General features: G+C 45.1%; 12 protein-coding genes. 10 read left to right on the plus strand and 2 right to left on the minus strand.

Annotation, left to right across the window (positions count from 1 at the left end; translation table 11 throughout):
- Positions 1–462: a MarR family winged helix-turn-helix transcriptional regulator gene (locus tag C0V77_RS10125; protein WP_101726225.1), complete on the minus strand. Its 462-nt coding sequence runs from the start codon at positions 460–462 to the stop codon at positions 1–3.
- A 598-nt stretch (positions 463–1,060) separates the two neighbouring features.
- Here C0V77_RS10125 and C0V77_RS10130 point away from each other — a divergent pair.
- The 3 genes from C0V77_RS10130 to pheT all read left to right on the plus strand — a co-directional run bounded on the left by C0V77_RS10130 (position 1,061) and on the right by pheT (position 6,800).
- On the plus strand, positions 1,061–3,346 hold the full coding sequence (locus C0V77_RS10130; protein WP_143706054.1) for a S8 family serine peptidase: 2,286 nt from the start codon (positions 1,061–1,063) through the stop codon (positions 3,344–3,346).
- Between the two features lie 120 nt (positions 3,347–3,466).
- A complete protein-coding gene (gene mce, locus C0V77_RS10135) occupies positions 3,467–3,874 on the plus strand; it encodes a methylmalonyl-CoA epimerase (RefSeq protein ID WP_101726227.1) in 408 nt (135 codons plus the stop codon).
- A gap of 493 nt (positions 3,875–4,367) precedes the next feature.
- The gene (pheT, locus tag C0V77_RS10140; RefSeq protein ID WP_101726228.1) at positions 4,368–6,800 is read left to right on the plus strand and encodes a phenylalanine--tRNA ligase subunit beta; all 2,433 of its coding nucleotides are present in this window, start codon (positions 4,368–4,370) and stop codon (positions 6,798–6,800) included.
- A gap of 477 nt (positions 6,801–7,277) precedes the next feature.
- On the opposite strand, the gene C0V77_RS10145 is transcribed toward pheT, so the two are convergent.
- Entirely contained in the window at positions 7,278–7,514 is a 237-nt protein-coding gene (locus C0V77_RS10145; RefSeq protein WP_101726229.1) for a hypothetical protein, read from the minus strand.
- Between the two features lie 462 nt (positions 7,515–7,976).
- On the opposite strand from C0V77_RS10145, the gene C0V77_RS10150 reads away from it, so the two are divergent.
- The 7 genes from C0V77_RS10150 to C0V77_RS10180 all read left to right on the plus strand — a co-directional run bounded on the left by C0V77_RS10150 (position 7,977) and on the right by C0V77_RS10180 (position 14,450).
- The gene (locus C0V77_RS10150) at positions 7,977–9,287 is read left to right on the plus strand and encodes a hypothetical protein (protein WP_101726230.1); all 1,311 of its coding nucleotides are present in this window, start codon (positions 7,977–7,979) and stop codon (positions 9,285–9,287) included.
- 133 nt (positions 9,288–9,420) lie between these two features.
- Positions 9,421–9,984 (plus strand): hypothetical protein, encoded by a 564-nt coding sequence (locus C0V77_RS10155; RefSeq protein WP_101726231.1) that lies wholly within the window; start codon positions 9,421–9,423, stop codon positions 9,982–9,984.
- 101 nt (positions 9,985–10,085) lie between these two features.
- A complete protein-coding gene (locus C0V77_RS10160) occupies positions 10,086–10,475 on the plus strand; it encodes a hypothetical protein (protein WP_143706055.1) in 390 nt (129 codons plus the stop codon).
- Between the two features lie 151 nt (positions 10,476–10,626).
- Complete coding sequence (locus C0V77_RS10165; RefSeq protein ID WP_101726233.1) at positions 10,627–11,424, plus strand: MbnP family protein; 798 nt, start codon at positions 10,627–10,629, stop codon at positions 11,422–11,424.
- An 8-nt stretch (positions 11,425–11,432) separates the two neighbouring features.
- Positions 11,433–12,473: a cytochrome-c peroxidase gene (locus C0V77_RS10170; protein ID WP_101726298.1), complete on the plus strand. Its 1,041-nt coding sequence runs from the start codon at positions 11,433–11,435 to the stop codon at positions 12,471–12,473.
- 48 nt (positions 12,474–12,521) lie between these two features.
- On the plus strand, positions 12,522–13,424 hold the full coding sequence (locus C0V77_RS10175; RefSeq protein WP_229236253.1) for a hypothetical protein: 903 nt from the start codon (positions 12,522–12,524) through the stop codon (positions 13,422–13,424).
- A gap of 111 nt (positions 13,425–13,535) precedes the next feature.
- Positions 13,536–14,450: a sugar phosphate isomerase/epimerase gene (locus C0V77_RS10180; RefSeq protein ID WP_101726235.1), complete on the plus strand. Its 915-nt coding sequence runs from the start codon at positions 13,536–13,538 to the stop codon at positions 14,448–14,450.
- Positions 14,451–14,460: the final 10 nt, after the last annotated feature.

Genomic DNA, 14,460 nt, shown 5'->3' on the forward strand with positions numbered 1-14,460 from the left:
CTATTGTGGGTGGTTAAGTTGCCGGGTTGTTTCGTTCATCAGTGCAATGGCTTTTGAAAAATACGTTTCAATTACCTTTACCTCTTCGGCAGAAAACGAAGCCAGTAAATCGAGTGATTTATCTCTGAAACTTTTATACAAGGGCTCCAGAATGGCCATTATTAAAGCAGTATTAGGCACAACAATTATTTTTCGGCGGTCGTCGGCCGCCAATTGTCTATGCACCAGGTTCTGCCTTTCAAAGCGGTCAATCATGCCCGTAACGGCCCCGGTTGTAAGGCCCGTTAAAGCGGCCAGTTCGCCGGCTGTCATCTGGCCTTTTTCTATAATAAACCCCAGGTACTTATGGTCGGTACCAGACAGCCCCGCTTTTCTGCCTATGGCCTCGTGCATCTGAATAGACGTGTAGGCATACATCTGGCTTAGCTTTCTAAGGTTTCTGAGCGTTTCGGTCTCGTTCATTTTATCTTACCATCTAATTATCTTAGCCACAAAGATATTTTAAAATAATAGAAAAAAGCAAAGATTATTTAAACGCTGAAAGCGAAGAACGCCAGACACAACCACAAACGCCGGGCGAATGCGCGCCATCAGGTAGCAGAATGACTACCTGTTTACCGTTAACTAAATTTTTCTTGATTAAAGGACAACATTTCAAACCATTTGAAAACAATTTAGTTATATTTATTCATTGGAAATTACAATTACTATTTCTTGAGAAATTGGAATTGAAAATGCTCCAAAACAAAAGATTGAATTTAAAAAAACTGTGACACACTTTATGCTGCCTGAACTAACAAAGACCGCACAAGGCTGCTATGCAGCTTCTATTGCCGGCCAAAGACCGGCACTTTTTACCCAATTACTGCTCGGCCACTTAGGAGGGCCATGAAAACTGCGTTTACATCATTCATCTGCCGGAAGAATGGAGCCATACAGGAACGAAGCTCTGTTTTAAAACCTGTCAGATTCTGCCAATCTTCTTTGCCCGGGTATTTATACCGGGGCCGCTGTGACCATCCTTATCAATGAATTTACAACCAAAAAAACTACAATAATCATGAAAACACTTTTTCTTGCCTTGCTTTTTATTTCATTTGCTTCTATGGGGCAAAAGAACAGCGCCTTCTATTATTATTTCGACCAGAAAATCGCTATCCAGAAAGACTCTTCCGCTGTTTTACTGATTGGCAGTAGTGCTGAGGAAGCCGGGCAGGTGGGTAAGTTTCTGGCCGAATCAAAAATCAGTTACAGCCTGCAAAGCCCTTATAAGCATATTGTAAAAGTACCTTCCAGGTCGTTGCCGGTAAACAAAACCAATTTCAACAGAGCATTGAAAGAAAAGTACCCGAAAGTATATATCAGCTACGCTTACGCCTACGAAGGAAGTGAGCTGTTTGCACTGAATGAAATACTGATTAAGCCAAAAGTGGCATTGTCTGAAATTGAAAAGAGATTCAGCAATAACATCCGCATCAAAAAAGTAAAAAAATATAATACGGCCGTGCTGGAGGTTCTGGCTGATAAAGATGTGCTGGAGGTGGCTAACCAAATCTATGAAAGCGGCCTGACAGAATGGTGCCAGCCGAATTTTATTGCCGAACGTAAGTTAACCAATACCTTGTATCCTGACCAGTATTACCTGCATAACACCGGGCAATTTGGCGGCACGGCAGGCATAGACATCAACGCACCAGAGGCCTGGGCTTTAACAGCTGGCTGTGGCGTAAGAGTAGCCGTGGTAGACCAGGGCGTAAACAACCACGATGACATGGACGGCAGAGTGGCTGCCGGTTTTGACCCCGGCAATACCACCAATCCGGGCGCCCCACTGGTAGCAGACGATAATCATGGGGTGGCTTGTGCGGGTATCATTGCGGCCTCAAACAATACCATTGGTATCAGGGGTATTGCCAGCAATGCCATTATTGTACCGGCTAAAATATTTAATGGTAACACTGCCTACAGTGATGGTGATATTGCTGATGCCATTGACTGGGCCTGGGATGAAGGCAACGCCGCTATACTGAGCAATTCATGGGGTGGCGGAAGCCCCTCTACAAACATTACCAATGCCATTAACAATGCCACTACCCTGGGCAGAGGGTCTTTAGGGGCGGTAGTGGTGTTTGCAGCGGGTAACGGTTATCCTACTTATACTGATGTGGCCTACCCTGCCAGCCTCAGCAACGTACTGGCCGTAGGCGCTGTTGATAAAAACGGCAGCATCTGGGGTTACAGCCAGCGTGGCAGCGCACTGGACATCGTAGCTCCGTCGGGCGATGTCAATTTAAATGGCGATGTAAGAACTACCGACCGCATGGGTTCAGCCGGATATTCATCAGGCGACTACACCAATAATTTTGGTGGTACGTCGGCCGCTGCGCCACAGGCATCTGGTGTAGCAGCGCTGATACTTTCGGTTAATCCGGGTCTTACACAAGCCCAGGTACGAACCATTATTCAGCAAACCGCTACCGACATGGGCTCATCAGGTTTTGATAATACCTTCGGAAACGGCAGGCTCAATGCGCAGGCGGCAGTGATAGCAGCCGTTGGCGGCCCCATTACCGGCCCTGATCTGGTTTGCACCAATGGCAGCTTTTCGCTTACCGGCACGGCTCCCGGCTCGGTTACGTGGTCGTCTGGCAATACGTCTATCCTTACCATTAATTCTTCTACCGGCTATGCTACCCGGGTTGGTAACGGAGTCGTAACAATTACTGCCACCATTAGCACGTCTTGCGGAAATGTGCAAATTACCAAAACTACCTTTGCGGGGAATCCGGACCTGACCAAAAAAGTGAATGGCGTGGTTGCAGGTACGGTAGAGGTTTTCGGTGGCAATACATATAGCCTGCTGGCATCATCTAACAGCCCCGGCACATCATTCAATTATAACGACTACACCGGCAGCGGAACCATCTCTTTAACCATTTATAACCCCAGCTCGGCCAGCACCAATATGTATGTTTCTTCTACCTCTACCAATGGCAACCGATTTGTAAAGGTAACGGCCACCAATACCTGCGGCAGCTACAATGAAGACTTAGTTTTTTATGTAAGACCTTCTTTCAGACTGGCGTATCCGAATCCGGCCAAAGGACAGTTGACATTAGAGTTTAACGGCGTTGATGAGGCTTTGCCCGATGCCATTGAGCTAATCAACGAAAAGTCTGGCAGGAAAGAAATGGCGCTTACCAAAGATGCAATTATGCGGGATATTCATAAACAACAGGATAACAGATATACCATTGACGTAAGCAAACTGGAACGCGGCATCTGGTATATGCGGGTAGTTAAAAAAGGCGCAAAAGCAGAGGTGATACGCTTAATATTAGACTAGCACCTGCCACTAATTAACCATAACCTGCAACCACGGGTTTTAACGGCAAACAGGATGACGCCCGGCTATGTTTCGGTTTACCGAAATAATCCTTAATTTGCCGGAAATAAAACCTGTATTATGCTTACCAATGTAGAACATATCGGCATCGCCGTGAAAAACATGGCGGTGTCGAACAGTTTGTTTACCAAACTGCTTAATGTGGCGCCTTATAAAGCCGAAGCTGTGGAAAGCGAAGGCGTGCTGACTTCTTTTTTTAAGGTGAATGCAACCAAAATAGAGCTGCTGGAAGCCAGCAACCCCGATAGCCCCATTGCAAAATTCATAGAAAAAAAAGGCGAGGGAATACATCACATAGCCTTTGAGGTTGACGACATACACGCCGAAATGCAAAGGCTGGAAAGCGAAGGCTTTGTGCTGCTGAGCAATGAACCCAAACCCGGCGCCGATAACAAACTGGTGTGTTTTTTACACCCCAAAAGCAGTAACGGCGTGCTGATAGAGCTTTGCCAGGAACGGCGCGACTGATAGTGGCTGGCTTTATGCCACCAGGTTACACTAAGTAGTTAATTTTTGTTTTACCGCGGAGGAGACGGAGTTATTCGCAGCGTTTCTCGAAGCAGCTAACTCAAAAACACAAAAGAATAAAATCAACAACTAAAGGTTGAACAACCTTAAAACATCATTTCCTGTTGAGGCAGACGGCCAGTCTACGATTAAAAATCGTAAGATGAATTTAAAAAAAGCAAATTACTATCCGATTTTTGATTGGCAGACGGCCAGTCTGCGAGTTAAATGATGTGCTGCTTTGCGGACGGCTAGTCTTGCGTTACTTTTTTCAGCCCAAAAAATAACAACCCTATAATAAGAAATGTCTTTGAACTATATTCGGCGCAATGTCAATAAGAACTAAAATCAACAAATAAAACTAAACCCATAAACATCCCGACCGAAATCTTTATCTTTGCGGAAAATCCGGGCAGAGCGTACAGCCCGGCTGTTACATTCCAATTATTGTTGCATGAAAATTTCGTATAACTGGTTAAAGAGTCTGATTGATATTCAGGAATCGCCTGAAGAAATAGGTAAATTACTAACAGGAACAGGGCTGGAAGTAGAAGGAATTGAGGAGATAGAATCGGTAAAAGGTGGCCTGAAAGGCTTTGTAATTGGCGAGGTGCTCACCTGCGAACCCTTTACCGTTAAAGAAAAACAACTGAGTTTAACTACAGTAGATATAGGCGCGGGCGAGGCGTCAACCATTGTGTGTGGAGCCGCCAACGTGCGCGCCGGACAAAAAGTGGTGGTGGCTACCCTGGGTACAACCATTTACTTTGCCGACGGCAAGTCTTTTACGATAGAAAAACGCAAGGTGTATGGGCATCCGTCAGAAGGCATGATATGTGCCGAAGACGAAATGGGCATTGGCACCTCGCATGACGGCATTCTGGTGCTGGATACCGACCTGCCCAATGGCACACCGGCGGCACAGTATTTCAAGATGGAGCCTGATTATCAGATTGAAATTGGCCTTACCCCCAACCGCGCCGACGCAGCCTCTCATTTTGGTGTGGCGCGTGACTTGAAAGCCGTGCTGGGCCGTGAAGTAACTTTGCCATCGGTCGACAAATTTGCGGTGTCGGCTCAGAAAACAGACTTTACCGTTACCGTAGAAAACACCGAGGCTTGTCCACGTTTCTGCGGGCTGGAGATTCAGGGAGTAACCGTTCAGGAGTCGCCCGACTGGTTGAAAAAACGCCTGCTGGCTATCGGTCTGAATCCTATCAATAACATTGTCGACATCACCAATTATGTGTGCCATACGCTGGGGCAACCCATGCACGCCTTTGATGCCAACGAAGTGAAAGGCAAACAAATAATAGTGCGCGTGCCGGAAAAAGGTACTAAATTCGTAACGCTTGATGGCACCGAAAGAACCCTTTCTGGCCACGACCTGATGGTGTGCAATGCCGAAGAACCAATGGCTATTGCCGGGGTATTTGGCGGACAAAAATCGGGTATCAAGGCAGGCACTACTAATATTTTTCTGGAAGTTGCCTATTTCAGCCCGGTTTGGGTGCGTCGTACTGCCACTTTCCATGGGCTGAAAACCGATGCGTCGTTCAGATATGAACGTGGCACCGACCCGAACATGCCGCCTTTTGCCATTCGCTTCGCTGCCCTGCTGGTACAGGAGCTGGTCGGTGGAACCATTCTGGATGGTGTGATAGACAATTACCCCAACCCGATTGAAAACCTTGAAATACAGGTAAAACACAAGCACATTAACCGTTTGATAGGCAAAAACCTGGACGACGACCTGATAAAAACCATATTAGAAAGCCTTGATATAAAAGTGCTGACCGACGATGCCTTTGAAATGACCGTCAGCGTGCCGCCCTACCGCGTAGATGTAACCCGCGAAGCCGACGTAATTGAAGAGATACTGCGTATTTATGGTTTTGATAACATTGAGCTTTCGGAGCATTTGCAGGCTGATTTCCTGTCGGGTTTCCCGGATAAAGATGCTGATAAACTGCAGATGCGCTTGATTGAGCTACTGGCAGCCAATGGTTTTAATGAGATTCAGACGCTTTCTATCACCAAACCGGCTTATAACGAGGCCATTCAAAGCCTTGCCAAAGGCGGACAGGTTACGTTATTGAACCCATTGAGCGAAGAGCTGTCGGTAATGCGCCAGAGCTTGTTGCTGACAGGTATGGAGTCGGTGGCGTATAACATCAACCGCCGCCAGAAAGACCTGAAATTGTTTGAGTTTGGCCGCGCTTACTTCACGAAACAGGAAGAAGGACAAGACAAAAAATATAAAGAAAGCAAGCATCTGGGCTTGTGGTTGTCGGGTAATCAGCAGGCTGAGACGTGGTTGGCTGGCAGTAATCCTGTTACATTCCATGATATGGCACTGGCTGTTCAGAAAGTACTGAAAGCCATGAAGGTTACTAAATTTGATACGCAGGATGCCAATTCTCCGGTGTTTCAGTATGGTTTAACCTACCTTATCAATAAAAAACCAGTGGTAAGCCTCGGGCTGGTGAAACCATCCATTGCCCGTTTGGCCGATGTGAAACAGGCGGTGTTCTATGCCGATTTCGACTGGGAGTACCTGTTGAAACAGTATTCAGAGAAAGTGAATTATGTAGAGATACCGAAGTTCCCCGAGGTACGCCGCGACTTGTCGCTGGTGATAGACGCTGCCACCAGTTTTGATCAGGTGTCGGCCATTGCCAATAAAACAGAGCGTAAACTGTTGAAAGCCGTAAATGTATTTGATATTTACGAGGGCGAAAAACTGGGTGAAGGCAAAAAATCATACTCGGTAAGTTTCATACTACTAGACAAAGACAAAACCTTAACCGACGAAGTAATCGACAAAACCATGCAACGCCTGATAGCCGCGTATGAGAAAGAGTTGAGCGCGGTGATTAGGAAGTAGTTTAAAAATATCAAACCCATTTTCTGCGTAGAGACAGGGCAATGCCCTGTCTCTACCTTTATACTCACCCATCCTCAGGAGCGGATTAAGGATTTTATATTTACCACGGAGTAGCACAGAGTAAAAAACACGGAGTTTCACAGAGGTTTATTCTTAGTGAAACTTCGTGCAAAACTTAATGTTACTCTGTGGTTTTGTAATGAAAAGTTCTGACTGAAGCCAAGGTTTAATACGCCATTCTCACCCATCCGCAAGAACTGAGTAAGGATTCTATATTTACCACGGAGTGGCCCAGAGTTATAATCTCAGTGAAACTGCGTAAGGCAGAAAAATGACGATTTAAATGACAATTGCTTCTCTTAACAGCAAATTTTAATTTAAAAATCATGCCCACGGCAGGGTCTCCCGTGTACATAAGCTAAGCCCTGCAAGGGCTCTCTTCCGGGGCAGAGATGGATTTTCTGGCAATAAATTTCTTCACCTTTCCATCACTATAAAAAAATAATGGCGGGACCGCCCATTGTAAATTTCCGAAAAACTTGTAACCGTCACCACCCGAAAGCCTTCTTCACTTTTCTCTTCAATATATCTTTCTGCTTTTGAATAGTCAGAAAGTACAATACAGCTGGTTTTACTTTGTTTTGATTTATAAGTCTGCGACATCAACAATATCAGCAAAGCAAAAGCGGCCAGAATCAATAAATTCTTTCTCATGGTAATATTTATTTTAAGTGATTAATAACTTAAAAATATGAAATTATCTAATCTTAAAACAAATGCACATCTCTTTTGTATCAATGAAATTGCGGCCTAAACAATCTCTTCACCGGTATCTTGATTTTTCAACCCAAAAGGTACCGAATAAAAATAATTTCGTTAATTAATTAAAATTGAATTTAAAAATACATTCCTTTAACTAAGTTTTATAAAAATTGAAACTAAGCTAAAACCAAAGAAAAATTTCTTTTTAATAATCCTGCCAGATTACACCTGTTTATAAAATTAACAGATTTCAAAGCCTGAAAAAGTCCAGTTAATAAATCAATTCGTCAATTCAAAGATTTATTGTAGTGCGGTTCCCTCAATTGCGTTAACCAGAAGTTTTTGGAAAAACCCTTATTGAAAAAATACGCTCCCCTATTGAATACCTTTTTTAACTTTAATACATTAGAAATCATGAAAAAACTCATCTTCTTGCTGGTTTATTTACTGTGCTTTGAGGTATATGGACAGAATAGCACTACTAAAAATGATTCTACCAAAAACACCAAACCCGTTGGAACTAGTTTGATTTCCAAATCATCTTTTAAGAAACTGTATGAAAAGGATTTCAGCGGTTTAATAGGACAGGATGGATTACCCATTAACCAGGTAATAGTTGGTGTAACTAAACCAAAAATAGAAATCAGCACTTTATTTAAACTTTGTACATTAAAAGGCTTTCAAATTCCATGGCTATCAATTAATCCATATTTTAATGGTAATCTCGATTCTGATGGTTATTTAAGTATCTTTAAAGGTGATAAGGTTAATTCTGAATTGAGTTATGGAGGTAGAATAGTCTTAAATCCATTCGGAATTCCCTATGGGAAATACTCACCAACCGGTTATTTTTTTGACACTAGCGAAGGGAATAAACTGGAAAGACGAAGGTTAAATACTCTGACTATTGATGAAGAAATTACTGACCTAAAAAAAAAGTTAGAAGCTTATGGTGAAATCTGGAATTCAAGTAAAGAAGAAAAGATGAAATACATGGAATTAGATGAGAAATGTAGAGCCTTGGAAATTATAAGGGATAATCCGAAGAAGAGAGAAAATTATGAAAATGAAAAATTATTTAATGTAGAAAAAGATGCTAAATGGAACAATAAAAACTATGTTTTTCTTAGTTTGGACTTTAACAGAGGGGTAAAAAGTGCAAGGTTATTCAAGGATAATGCCTTCACAAGCGAATTACTTAATAATTATTCGGTCAACGGAACCCCAAGTTTTAATTTTACACATATTAATATGAAACGCGGATTTACATTTAATTTTTATGCAAATTATGATAAACTAAAGACCAACAGTATTTTTGATAGCACACCAAAAGAATTTATTGAATCCAAGCCGATAAATGGAAATACAACGCTAAGTTCAATTGAAACTAAAGAAACCGCGTATGATTTAACAGATACTAAAGTAAAAAAGGAAAGAACCTTTAAAAGGACATCAAAACTGGGTATGACTTTTTATTTTGAAAAATTTAAAAATTCTGGTGTACATACAGAATGGGAAAGAAACTATACAGACAATTTATGGAATACAAAATTTGCACTGCTTTTACCTAACATCAAAAAAGAAGGTAGTACTGTAACTCAAGCCAATTTTCAGATAATTCTTTCCATAAAAGATTTATATAATCAAAGTGAGTTAAACAAGATTAATAACCCAAGTTTCAAGCAAAAAGCGCTGGTTTATATTCAATTAGGCTTACCATTATAAAAATCTGTTTTTCTAAAATACTACAAGCTGGATATTTGGAAAATTATTAAATACAGCTTTGAGTTTCAATGTTCATTTTCTTTTTTTAAGCCTGGAAAAGAAAATGAACATTTTTTAATTAGCCTTTGAATATATGAACAAATTCTGGGTACCAATACTAACATCCACCCTCCTCGCCTGCAACACCCCAACCGATAAACCCGCCGCCGAAAGTGCCGCTGCAATAACACCGGCTCAGCTCATAAGCCCCGGCAAGGGCATCGGCCAACTGAGCATTGGTATGCCTGCCGATAGCGCTCTGGCAAGGCTCGGGCGGCCTGATGCCTCTGATGCCGCTATGGGCAGCGCGCTGATGGCCTGGTACGGCAAAGATGCGCACCACTACCGAACAGCGGTTTTTACCAGCATGAATATGGGCAACGAGAATTTCCACCGTATTAAGCGCATCATGGTTAGTTCGCCGTGGTTTAAAACGGCCGGCGGACTAGGCACAGGCACTCCGCTGGCGGTTCTGGCGGGGCAATTCAGGTTAAAAAAGGTAGCAGATGCCACCACCAGCCAAAACGGATTGCTGGTGTACACGGCCGTTGGCAGGGGCATCAGCTTTGATATTGACAGCCTTACACGCATCTGCAAGGCGGTAACCGTGCACGGGGCAGATGAGCCTGCAGCAGCCTATATTAATATGCATGAGTAACCCGCTGGCAGAGAGGCCGTTACATAAAACCCGCCAATAAATGTATAAAGAAATGGTGGTTTGGGGTATCTGGCATTTTATTTATGCGTATCTTTGGGGCTATGTTACAATTCAGGCAAATAGCGCTTGTGTTCCTTTCGGCGGCCGTGATGGTGAAGTCGCTGATTGTGCCGCTTATATGTCTCGACTACGAGTTCCGTAAGGATTTCATCATCAAAAACTATTGTATCAATAAAAACCGCCCCGAACTGCATTGCGACGGCAAGTGTTTTCTGGCCATGAAAATCAATGCCGAAAACCAGAAAGAAGAGCAAAACGCATTGGGGAGCTTTATTGAAAAACTCATTGAAATAAATAGTGTAGGCACCCCGGGTACCTTTGTTTTCGACAACGAGGTTGAAATCATTCCCGCCGCTGTACAAAACTATTTTGTTTCTATTCAGGCCACTGTCGACTTCTCCAGTGCCGTTTTTCATCCTCCGGTAGTCTGACACCCCCCTTCTCTGTTTTTTATCATTCCACGCCCGGTAATAGTGCCGGTGCCTCATTTTCTATGCTTATAATATTTTTTTAAACATCCGTAAGCACGGTTGTGGAAGGCCTGCGCCTGCCCGGCCCGATGCTGTCTAATTATTCAGAAAAATGAAAAATCTCACATATCTTGTTATTGCCTTTTTTGTTGCTGTTTTTGTGGTGTCATGTCAGAAAGAAGATGACATCAACCCCAACGATAAAAACACTGTTACGCTTGAGTTTGACAACCGCGTGGGCGACCAGAAACTGGTGCTTGGTACTACTACTGCCAAAAACGCATTGAATCAGGACTTCACCATTACACGCCTCAACTACTTCGTGTCAAACATCAGTTTAAAAAACGAAAACGGCTCGGTAGTAAAATTAACCGATAAGTATTTTCTGGTGAAACACGCAGACCCCACCTCTTACCTTATTAAACTGGAGAACATTCCGGCAGGCAATTATACGTCGGTTTCTTATGTGATTGGCGTAGATAGCCTGAAGTCGGTATCAGACGTGAGCCAACGCAAAGGCGTGCTGGACCCCTCTTCTTACGGCGACGACAGCATGTACTGGTCATGGAACTCGGGTTATATTTTCTTTAAAATGGAGGGTAAGTCGACGGCCATACCAGCCAACATGATGAACATGACCGAGTTTCAGTTTCATGTGGGCGGCTTTGGCGGCATGACAGGCAAAACCCCCAACAACCTGCAAACCATTACCCTGCCTATGGCCGAGGCCGCTAAAGTAAGGGGCAATGTGGCACCGCAGATACATATCATTAATGATGTGCAGAAGGTGTTCAGCGCCGTAAACCAGATTAACTTAGCCACCACTTATATGGTACATGCGCCGTCGGCGGGTGCAGTTATAGCCCAGAACTACGCCAAAAGTTTTATGGTAGACCACGTTCATAACTGATGCCCCGCATGAAGCAAAGGTTTTATCTACTGGCTTTAAGCAGCCTTGTTTACCTGGGAGCCGCCTGTTCGGAAGGTGGCTCCGGGGTAATCAGACCCGAAGAATGGTTTGCGGTTCCGGCCAATTTTCCGAAACCCGTCTATGATTTCTCGAAGAACCCCATTACAGCCGATGGCTTTGAGCTGGGCAAGGCACTGTTTTTTGACGGCGATTTGTCGCGCGATGGTACCATTTCCTGTGCCGAATGCCACAGCCAGCCCTATGCGTTTACGCATCATGGGCATGACCTGAGCCACGGCATTGATAACCGGATTGGTATCAGAAATGCCCCACCGATACAGAACATGGCTTTTCAACGGGAGTTTTTCTGGGATGGTGGCGTGTTTGACCTCGACCTGTTCTCAATTGCGCCCATTGAAAACGCCGTTGAAATGGATGAAAAACTGGGTAATGTGCTGAACAAACTGCGCAAGAAAGACAAATATGCCAAGCTGTTCAGGAAAGCCTACGGCACGCCCGAAATTACCACAGAACGGTTTCTGAAAGCCTTGTCGCAATTTATGCTCACACTGGTTTCGGCCAATTCGCGGTATGATAAATATGTGCGAAAAGAACCGGGCGGCACCCTGACAGCCGACGAGCTGGCCGGAATGGCCGTTTTTGAGCAGAAATGTGCCTCATGCCATGCGGGGTCGCTTTTTACAGACCAGTCGTATCGTAACAACGGGTTACTCGTTTATAACCAGGAAGACACCGGGCGGCACCGCATAACCCAAACCGATGCCGACCGCTATACATTTAAAGTACCCAGCCTACGTAACATTGCCGTAACGGCCCCTTACATGCACGACGGCCGCTTTTACAGCCTCGATGCCGTGCTGGAACATTACAGAAGCGGCATGGTAAATTCGGCCACGCTTGATGCCTCGCTGAAACAGAACGCGAAACCCGGCATAGCCATTACCGATGCCGAAAAAGCGCAGCTAAAGGCGTTTCTGAAAACGCTCACCGATGACGATTTTCTGACCAATAAAAAATTTGGCATTTAAAACATACCGCTGCCAAACACCAACAGGCAGGCAGCAAAACGGACGTTAATGATGAAAAAACTATTGATACTGATACTACTGGCCAGCCAGTTACCTGCCTTTGCCTGCGATATTTGCGGCTGTGCCAATGGCAGTGCGTTTGTGGGTCTTTTGCCCAGGGCGGGGTCTCAGTTTGTGGGTTTAAGATACCGTAGCCGCGTTTTCGACTCTCACCTGAACAGCGTGATGCTGAAAACCCGCGAAACCTACCAGACCGCCGAATTATGGGGGCGGTTTTATCCGGTTAAAAATGTGCAGCTGATGGTGTTTGTGCCTTATAACAGCAACCACCAGGTGTTGCGGTACAGTGGCACCGAAGTTAACAAAAACGGATTGGGCGACGCCATTGTGCTGGCGCACGTAAATGTGCTGAATACTTTTCTGGACACCACCAAAACCAGCCATATATACCAGAGCCTGATGATTGGCGGAGGCGTAAAACTGGCCACCGGAAAATTTGAATACGGCTATGATAACGAAATAAACCCCAACTTTCAGCTGGGTACGGGCAGCACCGATTTTCTGCTCAGTGCTATACACACCATAAAAATGCACGGCTGGGGGCTGAATACCGAAATTGGCGGCCGCATTGCCACCCGCAGCAACGAGCATTACCGGTTTGGCAACCGCATCAATGGCTCGCTGACGCTTTTTTATACTAAAAACTGGGGTATGTTTTCTGTTATGCCCAATGCCGGGGCGCTGGTAGATTACGGTTTCCACGACCTGAAAGAGGGCGTGCGCAACAATGAAACCGGTGGGGTGTCTACCCTGGCACACGCAGGGCTGGAAACGTACTACAAACGTTACAGCGCAGGGGTGTCTTACAAGATGCCGGTTTATCAGAACCTGGGCGGTGGCGAACTGAAAGCCCTGCCGCAGTTCAGTGTACATCTGATGGTTAATTTCTGAGGCGCGGGCATAAAAGTTAGTCAGGTTTGTGGTTTAACTGCCTGCCAGCGTGGATTCTAATCAGGTTTTTGTTAATTTGAGCCGGAAATAGTCAACCTGAAAATTTAAACCATGAACCGCAGAGATTTTTTTGAAGCAAGCGTTGGGGGTGGCATAATGCTGGGCAGCATACAGTCGGTAGCGGCTCAGACACAGGCCCCGGCTGCTGCCAACCTGAAACTGAAAATACTGGCCACCAACTGGGGCTTTGCCGGAAGCACAGATGCCTTTTGTGCAGCCGCAAAAAAAGAGGGGTACGATGGCATTGAGGTCTGGTGGCCGAATGAAAAGAAAGACCAGCAGGAGTTGTTCATCGCCCTTGCCAAACACCAGCTTGACGTAGGCTTTTTGTGTGGCGGCCACCAGAAAGACCCGAAAGAACATCTGGAGACATTCAAAAAGGCCATTAATGCGGCGGTGGCGTCGCCGGTTCGGCCATTGTATATCAACTGCCACAGCGGGCGAGACTATTTCAGCTACGAGCAGAACAAACTTTTTATTGACCATACTACGGAGGCATCGCAGAAAAGCGGCATCAGGATTCTGCACGAAACCCACCGCGGGCGTATGCTCTTTGCGGCACATATAGCCCATAATTTTATTGAGAAAAACCCGGCCTTGCGCCTGACACTGGATATTTCTCACTGGTGCAATGTGCATGAAACCCTGCTGGAAGACCAGACCGAAGCCGTGCAGGCAGCTTTGGCAAGGGCAGACCATATCCATTCGCGCATTGGGCATCAGGAAGGGCCACAGGTGAATGACCCTCGCGCGCCAGAATGGGAAAACGCCGTAAAAGCGCACCTGGCCTGGTGGGATAAAGTGGTAGAATACAAAGTAAAATCAGGCGAGGTACTGACCATACTGACGGAATTTGGCCCGCCGAATTACCTGCCAACCCTACCCTATACCCGCCAGCCACTGGCCGACCAATGGGGCATAAACGTACACATGATGCATTGGCTGCGGAAGCGGTATTTGGGTTAAACACGCGCTT

Origin of the sequence: Emticicia sp. TH156 (genome assembly GCF_002855535.1) — a bacterium.
In the GTDB taxonomy this organism is placed as follows: Bacteria; Bacteroidota; Bacteroidia; order Cytophagales; family Spirosomataceae; genus Emticicia; species Emticicia fluvialis.